The 22,496-nt window shown below is 63.9% G+C and carries 21 protein-coding genes; 11 read left to right on the top strand and 10 right to left on the bottom strand.

Annotation, left to right across the window (positions count from 1 at the left end):
- Positions 1–6 precede the first annotated feature (6 nt).
- Positions 7–945, bottom strand: a complete 939-nt coding sequence (locus tag VM94_RS27035; protein WP_046686185.1) for a peptidylprolyl isomerase — start codon at positions 943–945, stop codon at positions 7–9.
- A gap of 248 nt (positions 946–1,193) precedes the next feature.
- Between VM94_RS27035 and VM94_RS27030 the strand changes: the two genes are divergently transcribed.
- Entirely contained in the window at positions 1,194–1,844 is a 651-nt protein-coding gene (locus VM94_RS27030; RefSeq protein ID WP_046686184.1) for a VTT domain-containing protein, read from the top strand.
- A gap of 157 nt (positions 1,845–2,001) precedes the next feature.
- Positions 2,002–3,033 carry a carbonic anhydrase gene (locus tag VM94_RS27025; protein WP_046686183.1) on the top strand — a complete coding sequence of 344 codons (1,032 nt, stop codon included), beginning with the start codon at positions 2,002–2,004 and terminating at the stop codon, positions 3,031–3,033.
- Here the strand turns inward: VM94_RS27025 and VM94_RS27020 are convergent.
- From VM94_RS27020 to tsaE, 3 genes are read right to left on the bottom strand one after another with little or no spacing between them, the layout of a single operon-like run.
- A complete protein-coding gene (locus VM94_RS27020) occupies positions 3,030–3,866 on the bottom strand; it encodes a D-hexose-6-phosphate mutarotase (RefSeq protein ID WP_046686182.1) in 837 nt (278 codons plus the stop codon). The genes VM94_RS27025 and VM94_RS27020 overlap by 4 nt on opposite strands.
- Positions 3,867–3,880: 14 nt before the next feature.
- Positions 3,881–5,278, bottom strand: coding sequence for an N-acetylmuramoyl-L-alanine amidase (locus VM94_RS27015; RefSeq protein WP_046686181.1), 1,398 nt, complete (start codon positions 5,276–5,278; stop codon positions 3,881–3,883).
- Positions 5,242–5,730 (bottom strand): tRNA (adenosine(37)-N6)-threonylcarbamoyltransferase complex ATPase subunit type 1 TsaE, encoded by a 489-nt coding sequence (gene tsaE / locus VM94_RS27010; RefSeq protein WP_034780043.1) that lies wholly within the window; start codon positions 5,728–5,730, stop codon positions 5,242–5,244. The genes VM94_RS27015 and tsaE overlap by 37 nt, the downstream gene beginning before the upstream one ends.
- A gap of 78 nt (positions 5,731–5,808) precedes the next feature.
- Between tsaE and queG the strand changes: the two genes are divergently transcribed.
- Complete coding sequence (queG, locus tag VM94_RS27005; protein ID WP_046686180.1) at positions 5,809–6,900, top strand: tRNA epoxyqueuosine(34) reductase QueG; 1,092 nt, start codon at positions 5,809–5,811, stop codon at positions 6,898–6,900.
- A 7-nt stretch (positions 6,901–6,907) separates the two neighbouring features.
- Here queG and VM94_RS27000 read toward each other — a convergent pair whose 3' ends face one another.
- Entirely contained in the window at positions 6,908–7,285 is a 378-nt protein-coding gene (locus VM94_RS27000; RefSeq protein ID WP_046686179.1) for a DUF3052 family protein, read from the bottom strand.
- Positions 7,286–7,506: 221 nt separating this feature from the next.
- On the opposite strand from VM94_RS27000, the gene VM94_RS26995 reads away from it, so the two are divergent.
- Both VM94_RS26995 and VM94_RS26990 read left to right on the top strand, forming a co-directional pair.
- Entirely contained in the window at positions 7,507–8,055 is a 549-nt protein-coding gene (locus VM94_RS26995) for a PadR family transcriptional regulator (protein ID WP_046686178.1), read from the top strand.
- Between the two features lie 22 nt (positions 8,056–8,077).
- On the top strand, positions 8,078–8,905 hold the full coding sequence (locus VM94_RS26990) for a siderophore-interacting protein (RefSeq protein ID WP_046686177.1): 828 nt from the start codon (positions 8,078–8,080) through the stop codon (positions 8,903–8,905).
- A 114-nt stretch (positions 8,906–9,019) separates the two neighbouring features.
- Here the strand turns inward: VM94_RS26990 and VM94_RS26985 are convergent, their stop codons facing one another.
- The gene (locus tag VM94_RS26985) at positions 9,020–9,604 is read right to left on the bottom strand and encodes a response regulator transcription factor (protein WP_046686176.1); all 585 of its coding nucleotides are present in this window, start codon (positions 9,602–9,604) and stop codon (positions 9,020–9,022) included.
- 46 nt (positions 9,605–9,650) lie between these two features.
- Positions 9,651–11,669 carry a sensor histidine kinase gene (locus VM94_RS26980; protein ID WP_046686175.1) on the bottom strand — a complete coding sequence of 673 codons (2,019 nt, stop codon included), beginning with the start codon at positions 11,667–11,669 and terminating at the stop codon, positions 9,651–9,653.
- A 135-nt stretch (positions 11,670–11,804) separates the two neighbouring features.
- Between VM94_RS26980 and VM94_RS26975 the strand changes: the two genes are divergently transcribed.
- From VM94_RS26975 to VM94_RS26950, 6 genes are all read left to right on the top strand, one after another.
- On the top strand, positions 11,805–12,797 hold the full coding sequence (locus tag VM94_RS26975) for a TRAP transporter substrate-binding protein (protein ID WP_402721258.1): 993 nt from the start codon (positions 11,805–11,807) through the stop codon (positions 12,795–12,797).
- Between the two features lie 118 nt (positions 12,798–12,915).
- Entirely contained in the window at positions 12,916–13,488 is a 573-nt protein-coding gene (locus tag VM94_RS26970) for a TRAP transporter small permease (protein WP_046686174.1), read from the top strand.
- Entirely contained in the window at positions 13,485–14,765 is a 1,281-nt protein-coding gene (locus tag VM94_RS26965; protein ID WP_034746868.1) for a TRAP transporter large permease, read from the top strand. The genes VM94_RS26970 and VM94_RS26965 overlap by 4 nt, the downstream gene beginning before the upstream one ends.
- A 425-nt stretch (positions 14,766–15,190) precedes the next feature.
- Positions 15,191–15,691, top strand: a complete 501-nt coding sequence (locus VM94_RS26960; RefSeq protein ID WP_046686173.1) for a methylated-DNA--[protein]-cysteine S-methyltransferase — start codon at positions 15,191–15,193, stop codon at positions 15,689–15,691.
- Entirely contained in the window at positions 15,688–16,605 is a 918-nt protein-coding gene (gene xerD, locus VM94_RS26955) for a site-specific tyrosine recombinase XerD (RefSeq protein ID WP_225242529.1), read from the top strand. Before VM94_RS26960 ends, xerD begins: the two co-directional genes overlap by 4 nt.
- Before the next feature lie 80 nt (positions 16,606–16,685).
- The gene (locus VM94_RS26950) at positions 16,686–16,880 is read left to right on the top strand and encodes a hypothetical protein (protein ID WP_046686172.1); all 195 of its coding nucleotides are present in this window, start codon (positions 16,686–16,688) and stop codon (positions 16,878–16,880) included.
- 69 nt (positions 16,881–16,949) lie between these two features.
- Here VM94_RS26950 and VM94_RS26945 read toward each other — a convergent pair whose 3' ends face one another.
- From VM94_RS26945 to VM94_RS26935, 3 genes are read right to left on the bottom strand one after another with little or no spacing between them, the layout of a single operon-like run.
- Positions 16,950–18,227 carry a TolC family protein gene (locus VM94_RS26945; RefSeq protein WP_046686171.1) on the bottom strand — a complete coding sequence of 426 codons (1,278 nt, stop codon included), beginning with the start codon at positions 18,225–18,227 and terminating at the stop codon, positions 16,950–16,952.
- On the bottom strand, positions 18,214–21,318 hold the full coding sequence (locus VM94_RS26940; RefSeq protein WP_046686170.1) for an efflux RND transporter permease subunit: 3,105 nt from the start codon (positions 21,316–21,318) through the stop codon (positions 18,214–18,216). The genes VM94_RS26945 and VM94_RS26940 overlap by 14 nt, the downstream gene beginning before the upstream one ends.
- Entirely contained in the window at positions 21,311–22,453 is a 1,143-nt protein-coding gene (locus VM94_RS26935; protein WP_046686169.1) for an efflux RND transporter periplasmic adaptor subunit, read from the bottom strand. Before VM94_RS26935 ends, VM94_RS26940 begins: the two co-directional genes overlap by 8 nt.
- Positions 22,454–22,496 lie beyond the last annotated feature (43 nt).

The raw sequence follows: 22,496 nt of genomic DNA, 5'->3' as shown, positions 1-22,496 counted from the left end.
GTTGGCCTACTTCCCCACCTCCCGCACCGGTATCGGCGCATTGCACAGGTCGATATGGCCTGCCGTGACCTTGCTCCACGGGCCGCCGCGGTGGCGCTGGGCTTCTAGCACGGCCTGGTAAGCGGCGCTGTCGGTGCGCATCACTTCCAGGTTGCTGCGCTGCTCGGGTGGCACGCTGGCGGCCAGGCGGATGGCCTTGATCGGCACGTTTTTCTCGGGGCTGTCATAAAAGCCCATGGGCGCCGTACCCCGTGGCAGGGTGGACAGCAATGGCATGCCGGAGACGACCCTGCCGACGACGGTGATGTCGCGGTCCAGGTGGCGCGGCGACTGGCCGATGACGGCGTACAGCTCCGTGCCGCCGCCGCTGTCGCTGGCGCTGTCGCGGCCCACGCCGACGGTGGCATAGCAATGCGTGAGCCAGGCCGTGCCCGTTTTAGGGTCGCGCGCGGACGGGAAGCCGTTTGAATGGCCTACTTGCGGCGCATAGCCATCGACGTCCGGCAGGCGAGTGAAGCTCTTGATGTTTTTCAGCGGTACCGTGAATTCGCCGGGCAGGGTGCGCTGGGCATGCTGGATCGGCTTGGGATTTTTCTCGTTCGGATCGCCCCACTGCGCCACCCAGTTGTCCTGCGCGCGCGTGATGGCCAGGCCGTCGTAATACTGTTCCGCCACCAGGGCCTTGATGTTGGCCACGTGTTTCGGCGCGAAGTCGGGCGCCAGTTCGATCACCACGCGGCCGGCGGGAATGTCGAGGTACAGAGTGTTGTCCGGGTCCAGCGGACGCCAGTCGGACGGCTTCGAGGCCTTGATCACGTCGGCCAAGGTTGCCTTGGCGGGCAGTTCGGCGGGCGCCTTGATCTGGACGGGTGCCGCGTGGGCAGCCAGCTGTGCAAGGCCCAGTACGGTGGCCATGGTCAGGCCGCTCAGTGGGTGTCGATACATGTTTTCTCCTGGTCGACGCGGGTTGCGCCGTGCGGAAAGTGTATACCGGAATGGCAATATTTCGTTGGAAAAACATTGCAGATGGCGATCCTGACAGTTGCCTGCCGATATGGCTTTTCCTTAACCTTTACTTAAATTGCCACACGCGCAAGGGCGCCGCAGAATTAATCCAGAAATATCGGCCCGGGGACTGCCGTTGCGCGGGCCGGGTGGTGTATGATTCCGCCGCTACCTTTAGGGAAAAATATATGGATTTTGTGCAATTCCTCGACATGATCGTGCATGTCGACAAGACGTTGGGTATCTTGATCGAGCAGTACGGCACCCTCGTGTATGCGGTGCTGTTTGCCATTATTTTTTGCGAGACAGGCCTCGTGGTGCTGTTTTTCTTCCCTGGAGATACCTTGCTGTTTATCGCCGGCGCGTTTTGCGCGACGGGACAGATGCACCTGGGCTTGCTGATCTTCCTGCTCGTCACGGCGGCCGTCACGGGCAACACGCTCAATTACTGGATAGGCGAGGCCATCGGGCAGAGGGTGTTTACCCACGATTACCGCTGGATCAACAAGGATGCCATGCGCCGCACGCATGAATTCTTTGAAAAGCACGGCGGCAAGACCATCATCCTGGCCCGTTTCGTGCCGGTGGTGCGCACCTTCGCCCCGTTCGTGGCCGGCATTTCCGACATGACGCATGCGCGCTTCCAGATGTACAACATCACGGGCGCCCTGTTGTGGGTGGTCGGTCTGGTGACGGCGGGTTACTTCTTCGGCAATATCCCATGGATTCGCGACCACCTGACCTTGATCGTGCTGATCGGTGTCGGCGCCGCTGTCGTGCCGGTGGTACTGGGCGGCATGTGGAAACTCTACAAGCGCATGGTCGGCAAATCAGCGTAATTGCTGCAAAGATCCAGGGCAAGCATGCTGCGGCGCCGTCCGCAGCTGGCCCTGGATCCCGTTTTCTCTTCGGTACTTCTGTTTTGCTCCTGCCCTGATTCAAGTTTTGTTGCTTTCCAGCCGTAAACCAGAGGGTATTCTTACTTTCTGGATTTCCATGCGACATTTGAGCGCCCTGTTAGCTTGCAGCCTTGCCGTGATGACGGCCATGGCAAGCGCCAAAGATGCCCCCACCCCGGCGAGCGCCACCGCATCCGCGCCCATGTCGGCGTCGGCGCGCGCGGCCGCCATGAAAACCCTGACCGAATCGGTGAAGGGCAAGGAGGCCAAGGCGCCTGTGGTCGTCGCGCCCACGGCGCGCGAAAAGGAAGAAGCGGCCGAAGTCGACCTGTCCGAACGCATCGCGGCGCGCCTGGCGGAAATGCGCGCCACCCAGGCGGCCCGCGCCGCCGCCCGCGCCAAGCGCGCCGCCGTGGTGAAGGCCGCGCCGCCGCCACCACCGCCCGTGGCGCGCGGCACGCACTGGTCGTACGAGGGAGACAGCGGCCCGGCCAACTGGAGCAAGATCAATGTCGACTGGGCCAAGTGCGGCAATGGCAGCCGCCAGTCGCCGATCGATATCCGCGACGGCATGAAGGTGGAACTTGAACAGATCAGCTTTGACTATCACCCGTCGTCATTCAACGTGGTCGACAATGGCCACACGGTGCAGGTGGGCGTGAGCGGCGGCAATTACATCACGGTGCAGAACCGCATGTTCGAGCTGCAGCAATTCCATTTCCACCGCCCGTCCGAAGAGCGCATCAATGGCAAGGCGTTCGAGATGGTCGTGCACCTGGTGCACCGCGACGCGGAAGGACGGCAAGCCGTGCTGGCGCTGCTGCTGGAGCGGGGCGCGCCGCAAGCGACCATCCAGACCGTGTGGAACAACCTGCCGCTGGAAAAATTCGAGACCATGCAGCCGACCATCCTGCTCGACCCGGCCGAGATGCTGCCGGCGCGGCGCGATTACTACACGTATATGGGGTCGATGACGGAGCCGCCTTGCAGCGAAGGCGTGCTGTGGATGGTGATGAAGCAGCCGGTGCAGGCGTCGCCGGCGCAGATGGCGCTGTTCAGCCGCCTGTATCCCTTGAATGCGCGCCCGATTCAGCCGGGAAATGGCCGCATCATCAAGGAATCGAATTAAATAAACTCAAGGCGCTGGCGGCCCGTCCATTCGGCGCCGGCGGCCAGGGTATCGGGCTGGATCAGGGCCGGCTCGATGCAGATGAAGCGCGGCTGCTCGTCGTCGGCCAGGTCGGGCAGGGCTGCCGCGTCTTGCGCGCCCGGGTTCCACACGACGGCGTCCGTAAAGCCCTGCTGCTCCAGGCGCAGGGTATGGCTGCCAGATTGCAGGGTCAAGGGACCGGGCAGCTGGTAGTAGATGCGGTCCAGCTTGTCCGCGAACTGCAGCACTTCTTCCGCCTGCAAGGCGTCTTGCGGCGTCTCGTCCGAGTAGCGCACGCGCTGCAAGCCGCCAACGCGCGCTTCGCTCAATTGATCAATCGCAAAATAACTGTGCAGGGCGGCCGAGAATGGAAACGCCTGCTCGCCCGTGTTGTGCACGGACAGGTTCAGTTCCAGCGCCTGCGCCTTGACGGCCACGCGCAGGCGCAAGGTGAAAGCCCAGGCCCAGGAGGCGGCGATTGCTTCCGGCAAGTCAGCCTGGGTCAGGACAAATTGCGCCCATGCGGCGCCATCGGCCTCGCCGCTCGATTCCAGCTGCCACGTCGCCACGCGCGCAAAGCCATGGCGCATGCCCGTGCCGCGCGCGCCGAACTGGGGAAAGATCACGGGTACGCCGCCACGGATGGCGCGGCTGCCGTCGAGGGCGGAATCGCGGCTGCAGAACAGGCGCTCCTGGCCATCGCTGGTCTGCCACGAGACCAGGTGGCCGCCGTACAGGGTGACGGTCGCTTGCGCGCCATCGGCGGCGCGGATGGTCACGGCCGGCAGCTGGCCAAAGGTACTCTCGCTCATGCTAGGCTTTCATGTCAGGTCAGGCGGCTTTTCGCCAGTGGCGGATTCTTGGCAAAATAATTCTTGATGCCCGTGACGATGGCGTCGGCCATCTGGTCCTGGTAGCCGTTGTCGGTCAGCTTGGCTTCTTCTTCCGGATTCGAGATGAACGCCGTCTCGATCAGGATGGAAGGGATGTCCGGCGCCTTGAGCACGGCGAAGCCGGCCTGTTCGACGGAACCCTTGTGCAGGCGGTTGATGCCGCCGATTTCACGCAGCACGGCCTTGCCCAGCTTCATGCTGTCATTGATCTGCGCCGTCGTCGACAGGTCGAGCAGCACGCTGGCCAGCTGCTTGTCGTGGTTCTTCACGTTCACGCCGCCGATCAGATCGGCCTGGTTTTCCTTGTTGGCCAGCCAGCGCGCGGCCGTCGAGGTGGCGCCCTTTTCGGACAGCACGAAGACGGACGAGCCGCGCGCCGTCGGCTGGATGAAGGCGTCGGCGTGGATCGAGACGAACAGGTCGGCCTGCACCTTGCGCGCCTTTTCCACGCGCATGCCCAGCGGGACGAAGAAATCGGCGTCGCGCGTGAGCATGACGCGCATATTCGGCTGCAGTTCCAGCTTGGTCTTGAGGCGCTTGGCGATGGCCAGCACCACGTCTTTTTCGCGGCTGCCCCGGCTGCCCATGGCGCCCGGATCTTCGCCGCCGTGGCCGGGATCGAGGGCGATGGTAATCATGCGCACCACTTTCTGGCCCGGCAGTGGGCGCGCTTCGGGGCGCTGTTCCGGGCGCACGTCGGGCACGGGCGGCACGATCGGCGTTGCCGGTGTGACGGCGGCCACGGGCGGCTTGCCGCTCTCGGGCAGCGGCAGCGCGGGCGGCGGCGTATGCGTGTCGGCCATCGGCGGCTTGGCCGGGTCGCTCGACCAGTCGCCTTTTTCGATCATCTGCGCGATCAGGTCCGGCTCGCGCACGGGATACAGGTCGAAGATCAGGCGGTGGTTGTAGGAGCCGGCCGGCGGCAGGGTAAACAGCTGCGGCGTGACTTCCTCTTTCAGGTCGAACACCAGGCGCACGACGTTGGGCCGGTTCTGGCCCACGCGCACCTGCTTGATGTACGGGTCGTTCGACTGGATCTTCGCCACCAGGCCCTTCAGGGTGGGATTGAGTTCCAGCCCTTCGATGTCGACCACCAGGCGTTCCGGGTCCTTGACGATGAAGTGGGTCGCCTTGAGGATGCTGTCGTTTTCCAGGGTGACGCGCGTGTAGTCCTCGGCCGGCCAGACGCGCACGGCGAGAATTTGCGCCGCCATCGCCGACATGGGCGCGAACACGGACAACAGCAGGGTGCCGCCGGCCTTGAGGACCGTGCGCCGGGTGATGGGCGAGGAGATCAAAGGTTCGGGGCGAATTTGAGACGGTGAAGGCATGACAGACCCAATTCAGAAGACGCTTGCAATTCTACATCACGTCCTGTACCCGCAACGTTCAAATAAATATTCAGGTCGGCCGGCGGCAGCACCGGTTCGGCTTTCTCCGGCCATTCGACGATGCAGATATTGCGGCCGTCGAAGTCTTCGCGAAAGCCCGCGTCGAGGAATTCCTCGGCGCTGCCCATGCGGTACAGGTCGAAGTGGATGACGTTGACGCTCTGGCCATCGAGCTGCACCGTGTACGGTTCGGACAAGGTGTAGGTGGGGCTTTTCACGTGGCCCGCATGGCCGGCCGCGTGCAGCAAGGCGCGCGTGAGGGCCGTCTTGCCGGCGCCCAGGTCGCCGTGCAGGTAGATCGCCAGGCCCGGCGCCAGCGCGCGCGCCAGCGCGGCGCCCAGCGCGGCGGTGCCGGCTTCGTCGTGGAGGTGGGCTTTGAAGTGTTCGGTCATTATCTTCGGTATCGCATAAAATGGAGGCTGCTGTCATTGTAACCGCCCGCGCGCCTCCCGTTTTCCGTAAAGTCCCCTATGTCCGCCACCGTCACCGATCTCGCCGTCCTGGCGCGCACCATCAAAGAATGGGGGCGCGAGCTGGGTTTTGCCGAGGTGCGCATCGCCGACGTCGACCTGTCGCACATGGAAGCGCCCTTGCAAGCCTGGCTAGCTGCAGGGTATCACGGCGAAATGGATTACATGGCCAGCCACGGCATGAAGCGCGCGCGCCCGGCCGAACTGGTGCCGGGCACGGTGCGCGCCATCAGCGCGCGCATGAATTATCTGCCGCCGGCGCTGGGACCGGACTGGCGCGAACGCGAGGCGGCGCGCGACGCCGACCCTGAAGCGGCCGTGATCTCCGTGTACGCGCGGGGCCGCGATTATCACAAGGTGATGCGTTCGCGCCTGCAGCAGCTGGCCGAGCGCATCAAGGGCGAGATCGGCGACTTCGGCTACCGCGTCTTCAGCGATTCGGCGCCCGTGATGGAAGTCGAGCTGGCGCAAAAGGGGGGATTGGGCTGGCGCGGCAAGCACACCTTACTGATCAACCGCCAGGGCGGTTCCTTCTTTTTCCTTGGCGAGATCCTCATCGACGTGCCGCTGCCCGTCGATCCGCCGGAAACGCCGCGCTGCGGCCAGTGCTCGGCGTGCATCACGGTGTGCCCGACGCAAGCCATCCTCGGGCCGTACCAGCTCGACGCGCGCCGCTGCATTTCCTACCTGACGATCGAATTGAAGGGCGCCATTCCCGTCGAGATGCGCCCTTTGATCGGCAACAAGGTGTACGGCTGTGACGATTGCCAGACCGTCTGCCCGTGGAACAAGTTCGCCCAGCGCGCCGTCGTGCCCGACTTCGACGAGCGCCACAGCCTGGGCAGCGCCGGCATGGTGGAGCTGTTCGCCTGGACGGAAGAGGAATTCAACCGCCGCATGGAAGGCAGCGCGATTCGCCGCATCGGCCACGAACGCTGGCTGCGCAACCTGGCCGTCGGCATGGGCAATGCGGCCGCCAAGGCCAAAGGCCAGGCCGACATCGTCGCGGCCCTGCTGTCGCGCCGCGAGCATCCATCGGCCATCGTGCGCGAGCACGTCGAATGGGCGCTGGCCTTGCACGGCATCGCCTAGACCATCCTCAAACCTGCTTCAGGCGCAGCGCTGACCAGCCGGCGTCGATGGCGACCATCGCCACGCTGTCGAGCCCTGATTGCTGCGCATACTGGCGGATATCGTCGCGGTGGATATCGCTGCCTGCCTTGATTCCTCCCTTGCGGTAAGCCACCCAGAGGGCGCCGCCCGGCGCCAGGCGCGCCTGCGCCACCGGCAGGAATTGCTCCAGTTCCGCGCGGCTGCGCGCGAACAGCAAGATCCAGTCGGCTTTTTCACTTTCCCGTACCAGCCGCTCCGGCGGCAGTTGCGCCAGCAATTCCCCATGCTCGCCGCCGTCATTGAGCACGGCCAGGGCCGTGGCATTTTTCACATACATTTTTTCAGTAACGGTTTTTTCAGGCATGGCATCGGCGTGTGGAGTGGGAAAAGACGAGCATAACAAATTTCTCCTTGACTTATCGATATATCGTTATAAAATGGCGACACCTACTAACGATATATCTTTAAAGAGAAAACATGAGAAACTCACACCACGCAGAACATGGCCACGGCGGCCATCATCATCATCACGGCCATTGCGGCCAGCATCACCACCATCATGGCGAACATCGCCAGGAATACGCCATGCATGGCCGCGGCCCGCGCGGCTTCGACGAGCGCGGTGATGGCATGGGCGGTGGTCCTGGCGGGCGCGGTGGACGCGGCGAACGGGCCGAGCGCGTCTTCGGCCGCGGCGACCTGCCGCTGATCGTGCTGGCGCTGATCGAAATCAGTCCCCGCCATGGCTATGAAATCATCAAGGCCATCGAAGAGCGTTGCGGCGGCGCCTACGCCCCCAGTCCGGGTGCCGTGTATCCGACCCTGACCCTGCTGGAAGAGCAGGATCACGTCACGTCTTCCGAAAGCGCCAGCGGCAAGAAGCTCTATACGATCACGGACCTGGGCCGCGCCTACCTGGACGAGAACCGCGCCCAGGTGGACGGCATCCTGGCCCGCCTCGACATGTTTGCCCGCGTCCAGGCGCGCAAGGCCTTGCCCGAGCGCGTGCACCAGGCCATGCATACCCTCAAGCATGCGCTGTTGCTGAACAAGACCAATTGGAGCGAGGCGGAAGCCGAGCGCGTCTCCGCCGTGCTGGAACAGGCTGCGAACGCCATCGTCGACGGCCACTGAGCCCACTTTACAAGGACAAGCAATGACTACTGTAACAACTACAGCGCCACACCCGCACGCCATCGAGCGCGTGCGGCATGACTTGAAACTGCGCGTGCTCACCGTCGTGCGCACCGAACAGCTAACGCCGCACATGCGCCGCATCACCCTGGCGGGCGATGACCTGGACGGCTTTGTCTCGCCGGCGCACGACGACCACGTGAAACTGTTCTTCCCCGCCCCGGGGCAGACTACTCCCGTGTTCCCCGTGCTGGGCAATGGGCCGAATCCCATCCAGTACGCGGAAGGCGCGCGCCCCATCGCCCGCAATTACACGCCGCGCCGCTACGATGCCGAACGGCGCGAGCTGGAAATCGACTTCGTGCTGCATGGCGATGGCCCCGCAGCCAGCTGGGCGGCGCAAGCCGCACCCGGCCAGACCCTGGGCGTGGGCGGCCCGCGCGGCTCCATGCTGGTGCCGCTTGATTTCGACTGGTATGTGCTGGTGGGCGACCAGACGGCCTTGCCGGCCATCGCCCGCCGCCTGGAGCAGTTGCCGGCCACGGCGCGCGCCATTGCCGTGATCGAGATCGTCGAAGACGGCGAACAGATCGCGCTCGATTGCGCGGCGCAGCTGAACGTGCGCTGGGTGGCGCGCAATGGCCGCAAAGGGCCGCTGTTACTGGACGCGCTGCGTCAGGTCACGCTGCCGTCAGAGGGCGACGGCTACGTGTGGGTGGCGTGCGAGCATGCGCAGGTGCAGGGCTTGCGCGGACACTTTATTGACGCCGGGGTGCCGAAGCAGCATCTGCATGTGGCCAGCTACTGGAAGCATGGCGTGGAAGAGCATCATGAACACCATGATGAGTGATGGTGGTGGTGTCGGCTTACGCGCGTTGCGCTAAGCCGACCTACGCCGGCCTATATTGCAACGTAGGTTGGATTAGCGGCGCGCCAGCGCTGCGTAATCCAACAATCAGCGTCATTACTTCAACAATCCCGCCAGCTCCACCGCCGTCTTGACCTGCATCTTGTCGAAGATATGCGCGCGGTGGACTTCCACGGTGCGCATGCTGATGCCCAGCTTGTCGGCCACCACCTTGTTCATCTTGCCCGCCAAAATCAGGTCCAGCACTTCGCGTTCGCGTGTCGACAGGGTGGCCAGGCGCGCGTGCACGGCGGCCAGTTCTCCCGCCTGGCGCGAGTTGGCCAGGCCCTGCTGCACGCGGTCCATCAGGTCGTTGTCGTTGAACGGCTTTTCAAAGAAATCGAAGGCGCCCCGTTTCAGGCTGTCGACGGCCATCGGCACGTCGCCATGGCCGGTGAGGAAGATCACGGGCAGGCGCGCCGTCAGGTCGCGCTTGACCAGCTGGTCGAACATGGCGATGCCGTTCATGTCGGGCATGCGCACATCGAGCAGCACGCAGTCGCCGGCGGCGTCGAAGTTGCCGTCGAGGCTATCGAGAAATTGCTGGGCGCTGGCGTAGTTGCGTGATTCGATGCTGCGCGAGGCGGCCAGCCAGGACAGGGAGTCGCGTACGACCTCTTCGTCGTCGATGATGTGTAGCATGGGGTCTCCGGCTTGTCGTTATGCGTTATTGGTTACTGATTACTGGTTAATGCGAGTGCGGCGCGCTTGGCGCGGCCGGCACGCTGAATGTAAAGATGGTACCGCCAGCGGGGTTGGCGCCGAAGGTCAGCGCGCCGCCGTGAAATTCGATGGCGGTGCGGCAGATGTTCAGGCCCATGCCCATGCCTTCGGACTTGGTCGAGAAAAACGGCGAAAACAGCCGCTCGGCCACGTCCTGCGGGATGCCATGGCCATGGTCGATCACGTCCACCGTCACCATGCCTTGCCGCGCGTCGTGGCTGGCCCGCAGGCGCATGATACGCCGTCCCGGCGCCGCGTCCTGCATGGCCTCGATGGCGTTGCGCGTCAGGTTCAGCAGCACTTGCTCGATCATCACGGGGTCGGCGCGCAGCAGCGGCAGGTCCGGCGGCAGCTCTTCCTGGATGGTGACATAGTATTTGCGCGCCTGCAGGTCGATCAGCGCGCGGATGCCGTCGATCAGGGTGCGGATGGCGATATCCTGGCGCTGTGGCTCGCTTTTGCGCACGAAATCGTGCACGCTGCGGATGATCTGGCCGGCTCGCTGCGCCTGCGCGCTGGCCTGTTCCAGCGCCGGCTTCAAGGTGCCCGGATCGACGGGAGCGTCATGCTCGATGGCGCGGCGAATTAAATTCAAGGCGCCCGTCGTGTAGCTGGAAATGGCCGCCAGCGGCTGGTTCAGTTCATGCGCCAGCATCGACGCGAGCTCGCCCATGGTGGCCAGGCGCGAGCTCGTTTGCAGCTTTTCCTGCTGCTGGCGATTGAGTTCCTCGACGCGCTTGCGGTCCGAAATATCGAGCACGGACCCCATCCAGCCCGTCTGCTGGCCGTTCTTGTCCACCAGCGGCGCCTCGAAGATCAGCACCGCCACGCGCGTGCCGTCCGGACGCTGGAAATAGGTTTCGAACTGCGGCGTGGGATTGCCGGCCAGGGCCTTGACGAAGCGCTGCTGGTATTCCTCCAGCGCCTCGGGCACCCAGTAGGGCATGGGCGGCAAACGGCCCAGGATTTCTTCGGGCGGATAGCCGACGATCTGGCAAAACGCGGGATTCACGTAGGTGACTCTGCCTTCCAGGTCGCGCGCGCGCATGCCCGTCACCAGCGAGTTTTCCATCGCCGTGCGAAACAGCATCTGCTGGCGCAGCGCGCCTTCGGCCACCAGGCGGCGCGAAATATGCCGCCACAGGGCCAGCAAGCTCCACAGCAAACCCAGCGACAGGGCGATGACGGAGCCGACCAGCAAATTGGGCAGCAGCTTGGGCTGGCTTTTCACGCTGTCGGTAAACAGGGTGATGCTGGCGCCGGGCACGTCGAGCGCGCGCTTGTGCGTGTACACGCCGTGGCCGGGACCGGCGGCGGCGCGGCGCGCCAGCACCTTGTCGTCACGGTCGATCAGCGAAATCTGGTTATCCTGGGCGAACCACCACGGCACCATTTCATCGAGCAGGCTGCTGATCTGGTAGGTGGCCACCAGGCTGCCGACATAGCGCTGGCCATCGAACAGGGGCTGGTGGTAATCCATCAGCATGGCGCCCGGCGGCGCGTCGGGAAAGCCCGTCTGCTGCGAAGGCTGGGCATACTGGCCCCGGTGCAAACGGCGCGCATTGTCGGCCGCCGTCAGCGAGGCCGGCGCAAACGACAGCGCGTGCGGCAGGCTGTTGTCGCTGGTGGCCAGCACCTTGCCGCTGGTGTCGAGCCACAGCACGCGCTGCAATTCGCGGCCATTGCGCAACATCTGCTGCAGCCGTTCGTGCACTTTTTCCGCCGACAGGGAGGCGCTGGCGATGTCCACGCCCAGGTTGAACAGGCTTTCCTCGTTGCGCGCCAGCTGGAAGCGGATGGTCTGTTCCACCCACAGGGTGTCGGCGATCAGCTGCTCCTGACGCTCGTTGCTCTCCATCTGGCGCGCCTGCCAGGGCAGCCAGAACAGGATGGACAGGAACAGCAGCAGCAGGATGACGGGCAGCAGCCAGCGCATCGGGCTCGATAGCTTGAAGCGGCGTGCAAGGGTGGGGGGAGTCGGCATGGCTGGCAGGGTAGCGGCTTATCGGGAACCGGCTATTGTGGTTAACCACAATAGCGGCGGCAGTTTCTTTGGCACAATATCCAAGTAGACAAATAATAAAGTTTTTCAAAAACCACTCAGGAGACAACAATGCAGATGAAAACCATGTTCGTCGCGCTGTGCGCGGCCATAGGCGCCACCGCCGGCGTCCACGCTTACGCGCAAGCCCCCATCGTCATCAAGTTCAGCCACGTCGTGGCGACCGACACGCCGAAAGGCCAGGCCGCCGAACGCTTCAAGCAGCTGGCCGAAAAAGCCACGAATGGCAAGGTCAAGGTCGAACTGTACCCGAACAGCCAGTTGTACAAGGACAAGGAAGAACTCGAAGCGCTGCAGCTGGGCGCCGTGCAGATGCTGGCGCCCTCGCTGGCCAAGTTCGGCCCGCTGGGCGTGAAGGAATTCGAAGCCTTCGACCTGCCCTACATCTTCCCGACCAAGACGGCGCTGTACAACGTCACCGAAGGCGAAATCGGCAAGAGCCTGCTGAAAAAACTGGAACCCAAGGGTATCACGGGCCTGGCCTACTGGGACAACGGCTTCAAGGTGATGTCGGCCAACAAGCCGCTGCACATGCCGGCCGACTTCAAGGGCCTGAAAATGCGCATCCAGTCGTCCAAGGTACTCGACGCGCAAATGCGCGCGCTGGGCGCCAACCCGCAGGTGCTGGCCTTCTCGGAAGTGTATCAGGCGCTGCAGACGGGCGTCGTCGACGGCACGGAAAATCCGCCATCGAATATGTACACGCAAAAGATGCATGAAGTGCAAAAGCACGTGACCGTGTCGAACCACGGCTACCTGGGCTATGCCGTCATCGTCAACAAGAAATTCTGGGATGGCTTGCCGCCCGATATACGCGGCCAGCTGGAAAAAGCCATGCGCGAGGCGACCACGTTTGAAAAAGCCATCGCCCAGCGCGACAACGACCAGGCCCTCGACGCCATCAAGAAAGCGGGCAAGACGCAGATCTATACGCTGACGGTGCAGGAACAGGCCGAGTGGCGCAAGGCGCTGGCCCCCGTGCAGAAGGCCATGGAAGGGCGCATCGGCAAGGACCTGATCTCGGCCATCAACAAGGAAAGCGCGAAGTAAGCTGCATGCTGTAGCGCGCCGCCTGGCGCGCCAGGCAGGGCATCCCTGCCACTGGCTTGAATGACTCCTGCGCGTCCTGCGCGGGAGTCCGTGTACCCGCATTCTTTGAAAGTCCACCATGAAATTTCTGGATCACCTGGAAGAGTGGCTGATCGCGACCCTGATGGGCGCAGCCACCTTCATCATTTTCGTCGCGGTCGTGCACCGCTACCTGGCGGGCCTGCCGATACCGGGCCTGCAAGACTTCCTGATTCAAATCAATACCAGCTGGGCCCAGGAACTGTGTATCTACATGTTCGTCTGGATGGCCAAGTTCGGCGCCGCGTATGGCGTGCGCACGGGCATCCATGTGGGCGTCGATGTGCTGATCAACCGCATGAACCCGCGCTGGCGTGACCGCTTTATCGTCTTCGGTCTGGCCGCTGGCGCCCTGTTTACGGGCATCGTCGGGACTTTGGGCGCCAGCTTCGTGTGGTCGATCGGCCACACGGACCAGACCTCGGCCGACATGGAAATCCCCATGTGGCTGGTGTACCTGGCCGTGCCGCTCGGTTCCTACCTGATGTGCTTCCGTTTCCTGCAAGTGATGGTGCATTTCATCAAGACGGGCGCCTTGCCGAAACACGACCACTCGCACGTCGAGGGCCTGGAAGACGAACTGACGGCGGAAGAAAAAGGAGCCAAGGCATGAACGCGCTGATTATTTTTGTGTTGCTGCTGGCGCTGATGCTGACCGGCATGCCGATTTCCATTTCGTTGGGCCTGACAGTACTGACGTTCCTGTTCACCATGACCAGCGTGCCCATCGAATCGGTGGCCCTGAAGATTTTCACGGGCATCGAGAAATTCGAGATCATGGCCATCCCGTTCTTCATTTTGGCGGGTAACTTCCTCACGCATGGCGGGGTGGCGCGGCGCATGATCAACTTCGCCAGCTCCATGGTCGGCCACTGGCATGGCGGCCTGGCGCTGGCCGGCGTGATGGCGTGCGCGCTGTTTGCGGCCGTGTCCGGTTCCAGCCCCGCCACCGTGGTGGCGATCGGCTCCATCATCCTGCCGGCCATGGTCAAGCAGGGCTATCCGCGCGGTTTCGGCGCCGGCGTCATCACCACTTCGGGCGCGCTGGGCATCCTGATTCCACCGTCGATCGTGATGGTGATGTATTCCGTCAGCACGAACACGTCCGTTGGCAAGCTGTTCATGGCGGGCGTGATTCCCGGCATGATGCTGGCCATGCTGCTGGGCCTGACCACGTGGTTTTTGGCGCGCAAGCACAACTATCCGCGCATGAAAAAGGCCAGCTGGGGCGAGCGCTTCGTCACGTTCAAGAAGAGCGCCTGGGGCTTGCTGCTGATCGTCATCGTCATGGGCGGCATTTATTCCGGCGCCTTCACGCCGACGGAAGCGGCCGCCATGGCTGCCGTGTACGCCTTCATCATCGCCGTCTTCGTCTACAAGGACTTGAAGATCAAGCAAGTGGGCAAGGTCTTGCTTGATTCGGCCGCCATGTCGGCGATGCTCTTGTACATCATCACGAATGCCGTGCTGTTCTCGTTCCTGATGACCAGCGAAAACATCCCGCAGGCGATGGCCGAATGGATCACGGGCAAGGGCCTGGGCGTGATCAGCTTTTTGCTGGTGGTCAACGTGCTGCTGTTGTTGGCTGGTAACGTCATGGAACCGTCGTCCATCGTGCTGATCATGGCGCCTATCCTGTTCCCCGTCGCCATGAAGCTGGGCATCGATCCCGTGCACTTCGGCATCCTGATCGTGGTCAACATGGAAGTGGGCATGTGCCATCCACCCGTGGGCTTGAACCTGTACGTGGCGTCCGGTATCACCAAGATGGGCATCTCGGAGTTGACCGTGGCCGTGATGCCATGGCTGCTGACCATGCTGGCCTTCCTGGGGTTGATTACCTACGTACCACAAATCTCGCTGTGGCTGCCAAATTTAATTTACAACTAAAACAGTTGTCCCCGTCATGGTGCAAAAAAAGTCGATACGGCCGAATAAATGCGCTATGATGGGCAGCCTTAAGGGGAAAGACGTATATGCATATACGCTCCGGTAGCAAGGCTGAAATACAGAATTGGTAACAAAGTTAGTGGGGGAGTGGTCTATAAAAACGGTATTGATACCGGGGATATATTGAGGAGACACACGTTTCACAGAAGTTGTTGAGTCATAGCTGTCTGCGGCCACAAGCCGGCACCGGCGGACCCAAACGACCGGGAACGTGAAGCAATATTTGAAGCGCACCGACTGGTGCGCTTTTTTTTCGTGCGCAGGAAACGTCCGCCTGCACGCCCAAAGACGGTGCATAATTCCCGTGGCGCCGGTTCCCGCGCCGGCAGGTTGCATATATGCCACACTTGAATAATGATCAGCAGATGAAAAAACAACAGGGCAGTGAACTGTTCAGCGCCATCGTGGCCGCGCCGTTCGGCGCCATGGGCGTGCGCGCGCACGATGGCCAGGTATGCGAACTGGTCTACCTGCCGCCGCACTTTGCGGAAAAAGACGCGCTGGATGCCGTCTCCGAGCGGGCATGCCAGCAACTGGCGCGCTATTTCCGCGATCCCGATTATGTCATCGACCTGCCGCTGGCCGCTTCGGGCAGCGCCTACCAGCAACGGGTGTGGGCGGCGATCAGCGGCATTGCGCGCGGCCAGGTGCGCACCTATGGCGACGTGGCGCGCCTGATCGGCTCGGCGCCGCGCGCCGTGGGCCAGGCCTGCGGCGCCAACTGGTTTCCCGTGGTGATCCCCTGCCACCGGGTCACGGCCGCTGGCGGCCTGGGCGGCTTTGCCCACCACGACGACGCGACGGGATTCCACTTGGGCGTCAAGCGCTGGCTGCTGGCGCATGAAGGCGTGGCGGCTTACCTATGATGAACAGCCTGCTGGCCCCCGACAACGCCACCCTGATCGATGAATTCTGCGACAGCCTGTGGCTGGAAGACGGCCTGTCGAAAAACTCGCTGGACGCTTACCGGCGCGACATGCGTTTGTTTGCGCGCTGGCTGGAAGTGGCACGTCCCGGGCGTGAGGGCCTGTATGAGGTGTCCACGGCCGACATCGAAGCGTATTTCGCCGCCCGCCACGACGAGAGCAAGGCCACGTCGTCGAACCGGCGCCTGTCCGTGCTCAAGCGTTTTTACCAGCTGGCCCTGCGGCACAAGCATATCGCTGCCGACCCGTGCCTGAAGATGGTCTCGGCCAAGCAGCCCGCGCGCTTCGTGCACACCTTGAGCGAAGCGCAGGTGGAAGCCTTGCTGGCGGCGCCCGACGTGAGCACGCCGCTGGGCCTGCGCGAACGCACGATGCTCGAACTTATGTATGCGAGCGGCTTGCGCGTGTCGGAGCTGGTGGACTTGAAATCCGTGGAACTGAGCCTCAATGATGGCGTGCTGCGCATCACGGGCAAGGGCAGCAAGACGCGGCTGGTGCCGTTCGGCGAACAGGCGCGGCTGTGGATCGAGCGCTACCTGAAGGAAGCGCGCGGCATCATTCTTGACGGGCAAATGGACGACGCGCTGTTCGTCACGCGGCGCGGCGGCGCCATGACGCGGCAAATGTTCTGGGTCATCATCAAGAAACATGCGCTGAGCGCCGGCATCACGGCGCCCCTGTCGCCGCACACCCTGCGCCACGCGTTCGCCACGCATTTGCTCAACCATGGCGCGGACTTGCGTGTTGTGCAATTGTTACTGGGACACTCCGATATTTCCACCACGCAGATTTACACGCATGTGGCCCGCGAACGGCTGAAACTGCTGCATGCGCAGCATCATCCACGCGGCTAAACATTTGGTGTTTGCTCCAACTACGTCATAATGTGGCTTATATGCTTATCTGTAACATCTAAAAACTAAAGAGGTAGTAAATGGCCAAGACAAATTTCCAATACGAAAAACGGCAAAAAGAGCTGGAAAAGAAGAAGAAAGCCGAGGAAAAAGCCAGACGCAAGCTGGAAGCGAAGAACAATCCGAAGCCGGCCGATGGCGAAGAGGGTGCCGAAGGTGCGGAGAGTGATGAGCCGGAAGACGACGACACCGACGCGCCAGCCCAGCCCCAGTAATTCCCCGTGCTTGACGACCGGTGCGGCACCATCGCCGCGCCGGTAACTCCTCGTTCTACTTTCTCCCCGCTACAAGCGCGGCCGCTGGCCGATCGCCAGTTGCAGCTGCGTGCTGGCGATGGCCGCATCGGCGCGCGCCTGCACATAGCCCTGGTAGGCCTCATCGGCCGAACGCTGCGCCGCCAGCCATTCCAGCAGCGACGCATTGCCTTTGACGTAAGACAGGCGCATGCCATCGACCACCTTTTGCGCATCGACCAGTACGCCGTCACGGTAGCGCGCCAGCCTGTCCTGCGCCGCATGCAGCTGCCGCTGCGCCGTGCGCACTTGCGTCTCCGCCGTCAGTTCCGCCTGGCGCAGCGCCAGCATCGCCTGCGTGACACCCGCTTCCGCCTGCACGATATCTCCCTTGTCGCGCCGCGACAGGGGAATGGGGATGGCCAGCGAGATGGACAGCGCGCGCGAGCGCGGTGAACCGTCGACGGGATTGCCGCTGGCGTCGATCCCGTCATGGTAGCCGCGCGCGGCGGCCAGGCCCACGGTGACGGTCGGATCGACCGAGCGGTTGGCGCGCACAAGGGCCGCGCCGTCGCGCAGATTGTCCACGGTGGCACGGGCGATGCGCACGTCGTTGCGGGCCTCGAGCGCTTGCGGCAGCAGCGCGCTGGCATCCTTGTCGGCATACGCGGTGAAGTCGCAGGCCAGCTGCGCGTCTGGAAACAGCGCATCGAACTGGCGCCCCAAGGGCGGTGACAAATTCAACATGGCGCTGTCCACCTCGCTGCGCGCCTGCGCCAGCTCGGCCTGGAACTGGTCGCGTTCCACGCGCGACTGCAGCAGCTCGATGCCGCCCACGTCGCCCGCCTTGCGCCGCACGGTGTTCGCCTCCACCACTGTCGACAGGGCCGCCATGGTCTGCTCCTTGCGCGCGAGGACGTCGCGCGTGCGGCACGCTTCCGTGAACGCGGCGGCGGCCGTGCCATACAGCTCGCTCTTGAAGCCGGCCACCGTTTCCTCGGCCAGCGCGACATTGCTGTGCGCCGCTTTTAACCGCGCGGCGCGCTTGCCGCCCGTCTCGATGGCCATGCTGATGGCCGGGTTCCACGTGACGGGACGGTGCTCGACGCTGCGCACGGTTTCGCGCGTGGCGCCCAGAGTGAACTCCGGGTCGGGACGCAGGCCGGCAATGCCGATGCCGGCCTTGGCCGAGTTGATGCTCTCCTGCTGCGCCTGCAGTTCCAGGCTGTGGCTTTCCACGGCGGACAGGTAAGTGTCAAAGCTCAAGGGCGCGGCAATGGCGCCGGGCGCGATCAGCCAGACCGCCAGCAGCAGATTAAAACGTGTCATGGGTCTCTCCTTCGGTATGCGTCTGGCGTTTTTGCAGGTGCGCCTCGATCAGGTAATACAGGGCAGGCAACAGCAGCAGGGTCAGTGCCGTCGCCGTCACCAGGCCGCCCACCACGACAGTGGCCAGCGGTCGCTGCACGTCGCTGCCCAGGCCCGTGGCCAGCATGGCCGGCGTCAGCCCCAGGGCTGCCACGGTGGCCGTCATCAGCACGGGGCGCATGCGATCGCGCGCGCCTTCGAGCACGGCGTCGCGCAAGCTCTTGCCCTCGTCCGCGCGCAAGCGGTTGATCTGCGCCAGCATCAGCACGGCATTTAATACGGCCACGCCGAACAGGGCGATGAAGCCGACGGCGCTCGACACGTTCAAGGTCATGTCGCGCAGGTGCAGCGCAGCCAGGCCGCCCAGCATGGCCAGCGGCACGGCCAGCAAGACCAGCGCAGGCTGGCGCAGGTTGCGGAACTGGCCAAACAGCAGCAGGAACATGGCGCCCAGGGTCATCGGCAGGATCAGGGCCAAACGGCTTTGCGCGCGCTGCAGGTTTTCGAACTGGCCGCCCCATTCGACGCTGATGCGCTGGTGCTCGCCTGCCACGGCTTGCGCCACCAGCGGGCGCGCTTCGGCCAGGAAGCCGGCCAGGTCGCGCCCGCGGGCATTCAGGCGCACGATGATGTGGCGCCGTCCCATTTCGCGCACGATCACGCTTTCGCCCGAAGTGGTGCTGATGGTGGCTACCTGCGCCAGCGGCACCTTCGCGCCATTGGCGGCCGTGAGCTTCAGGCTGGCGATGGCGTCCGGGCTGGAGCGCGTGGCGGGCGGGAAGCGTACGGCGATGTCGTAGCTTTTCTCGCCGACATACACCTGGCCGATGGGCGCGCCGCCGATGCCGGTGGAAATCAGGTCGGCCACGTCGGCCGCGTTGATGCCGTAGCGGGCCGCCTTGGCGCGGTCCAGTTGCACCTTCAGGTTGGGCAAGGGCGGCTCCACGTCCACAGCCACGTCGGAGGCGCCGTGGACGGTTTTGAGGACATTGGCCACCTTGCCGGCGATGGCGCGCACTTCATCGAGATCGTTGCCGAAGATTTTCACCGTCAGGTCGCTGTGCGCGCCCGACAATTTATCCTGCACGCCGTCGATCATCGGCTGCATGAAGGCCACCGTAACGCCGGGCATGCGGGCGAAGCGTGCATTCATTTTGGCGATCAGCTGCTGCTTGCTCATGCCCGATTTCCAGCTTTTATACGGATGCAGTCCCACGCTCGCCTCGATGTGCGACGGCGTCCAGTAATCGGTGCCGTCGTCGTTGCGCCCCGTCTGCGTGACGATGGTCGACACTTCGGGAAATTCCAGCGCGGCGCGCCGCAGTTCGCTGGCCATCTCGGAGGCCTTGTCCAGTGTGATCCCGGGCGGCATCTGCACCTGCAGCCACAAGGAGCCCTCATCGAGGTAGGGTAAAAAGTCGCGCCCGATGCTGCCGCCCAGGACGGCAAGCGCCGCGAGCGATCCTGCGCACACCATCGCCACCCAGCGCTTCCTGCCCACCATGCGTTCGAGGAAGCGGCCATACGCGCCCGCCAGTTTGTCCAGCGCGCGGTTGTGCGGCATGCGGCGCGGCTTGCGCAAGGCCAGCCAGGCCAGGCCGGGGATCAGCACCAGCGCCACCACGAGCGCGCCCACGAGCGCCGCGCCGACCGCGTATGCCATCGGCGAAAACAGCTTGTATTCGATGCGCTGGAAGGCGAACAGGGGCAGATAGGCGGCGATGATGACGGCCATGCCGAACATGATGGGACGCGCCACCTGCAGGGTCGCATCGATGGCGTCCTGCAGGGTCAGGGGCCGTTCCTGATCCCGTTCGCGGCGGCGCAGCATGTTTTCCAGCACCACCACGGAACCGTCGACGAGGATGCCGAAATCGATCGCGCCCAAGGACAGCAAATTGGCGGGAATCTTAAAGTGGTGCATGAAGATGAAGGCGATCAGCAGGGCCAGCGGAATCGTCAGCGCGACGATGGCGGCCGCGCGCGGGCTGCCCAGATACAGCAGCAGCACGAGGGCGACGAGCAGCATGCCTTCGCCCAAGGTGAATCCGACCGTGTGCAAGGTGGCGTCGATCAGCGAGCTGCGGTCCAGGTCGGGCACGACCTTGACGTCCTTCGGCAGCACATGGGCGTTCAAGTCGTCGACGGCCGCATGGATGCCGGCCAGCGCTTCGGACGGGTTGAAATCCTTGAGCAGCAGGGTGATGCCTTCGATGGTGTCGGGGTTGTCGTCCTTGCCGAGGATGCCGCGCCGCTCCACGTTGCCGTAAGCGAGCCTGCCCAGGTCTTTTACCAGTACGGGCACGCCGTCCTTGCTGCTGACGACGACGTTGCCCATGTCGTCGAGCGAATGGAGCAAACCTACGCCGCGCACCACGTACGATTGCTGGCCGCGGTCGATCACGCTGCCGCCGCCGCTGATGTTGTTGGCGTTGATGGCGTCCTTGACCTGCGCCAGCGAGAAGCCGTAGCTGTCGAGTTTTGCGGGATCGAGTTCCAGCATGAATTGCGTCGTGAGACCGCCGAAATTGCTGACGTCGGCCACGCCGCGCACCTGCTGCAGGCGGGGAATCACGGTCCAGAACTGCAGCTCGGACAGTTCGCGCAGGGAACGCGTCTTCGATTCCAGAGTGTAGCGGTAGATCTCGCCCGTGGGCGACGTATAGGGATCGAGGCCCGGCTTGGCGTCGTAGGGCAGGTTCACGCTGGCCAGACGTTCCTGCAGCCGCTCGCGCGTGAAGTAGCCGTCGCTGCCATCCTCGAACACGACCGTGATCAAGGACAGCGCGAACAGGCTGCGCGTGCGCAGCACGTGCATGCCGGGCGTACCGAGCAGGGCACGCTCGAGGGGAATGGTGATCTGCTGCTCGATTTCCTCGGCGCCCAGCCCCGGCACCTGCGTGACGATCTGCGAGGTGACGTCGGCGATGTCGGGATACGCCTCGATGGGCAGCTGCTTCCAGCAATAGACGCCGTAGGCGGCGACGAACAGCAGCACGAGCCAGACGATGCCGCGCCGCTGGCAGCAGGTGGCGATGAAACGGTCAATCATTGAGCAGCACTCCTTCCTTGACAACGATGCGTTCGCCCGCGCGCAAGCCCGAGACGATTTCCACCTGGTCTCCATGGCTGGCGCCCACTTCCACCGTGCGCGGCGTGAATACCAGCGGGCTGCGTTCGACCATCACGCGCGTCGATGGTCCGCTTTGCAGCACGGCGGATGCGGGCACGAGGAGGGCGCGGCGGGAAGCGCCGGCGAATCCCGCCTGGGCGAACATGCCCGGCTTGAAGGCGCCGGCGCGGTTGTCGATGGCCACGCGTACTTTCACCGTGCGCGTCTCGGGATCGAGCACGGCGCCGACATAGGCGACCTTGCCTTCGAAAGCCTTGCCGGGCCAGGCGTCGACGGTGATGCTGGCCGTTTGTCCCACGGCCACCTGCGCCAGGTCTCTCTCGGCCACGGTGGCCGACAGCCACACGGTGGAGAGATCTGCCACCGTCATGACGGGTGCGTTGATATCGTTCCAGTAGCCGCCCTGGGCGCCTTCCATGGCGATCACGGTGCCGGCGATCGGTGAACGCAGCACGTAGTCACGGCGGGCGCGGCGGGTGCCGCGTGTGCCGCGCGCGCCGGCGCCGTACTGGGCCAGCTTGTCGGCGCTGGCCTGCGCGTCGCTGCCGGCCTGGTCGTAGGCCGCCTGGGCCGCTTCGTACTCCTTGCGCGCGGCGATCTCCGCCTCGAACAGGGTTTTCTGGCGCTCGAGTTCCTGGCGCGCCTGCAGCAGGGCGGACTTCGCCTTGCTGTCGTCCGCGTAGGCGGCGCTCAGTTCCGCCGAATCGAGCGTGAACAGCGGGTCGCCCGCCTTCACGCTGTCGCCCAGTGAACGTTGCAAGCGCGTGATGCGCCCGGCCAGCGGTGGCGTGATTTTCACCAGTTTTTCCGGCATCGCTTCGATGCTGCCCGGCGCCTCCGTTTGCGTGGCGATCTCCTGTTCCTGCACGGGCGCGATCTGCAGGCGCTGGCGCAGCGGCGACATCTTGTCGACGGCGATGCTGCCGTCATCGCGGTGTATTGATTGCGCAGCGGGCGTGGCCGCCGGTGTCGGCTTGGCGCAGCCGGCCAGGGCCGAGCAGGCGAGAGCGAGGGCGCAGCTGGCGCCCAGGGCGTTGCGGGTGGTCGTGTTCATCCCGTGTTTCCTTGTTATTGATGGTGATGGGGCATGCGTGGAT

The organism is Janthinobacterium sp. KBS0711, assembly GCF_000988085.1.
Lineage (GTDB): Bacteria > Pseudomonadota > Gammaproteobacteria > Burkholderiales > Burkholderiaceae_D > Janthinobacterium > Janthinobacterium lividum_E.
The sequence above is the reverse complement of the archived record's forward strand: the minus strand, read 5'-3'. Positions and strand labels throughout refer to the sequence as shown.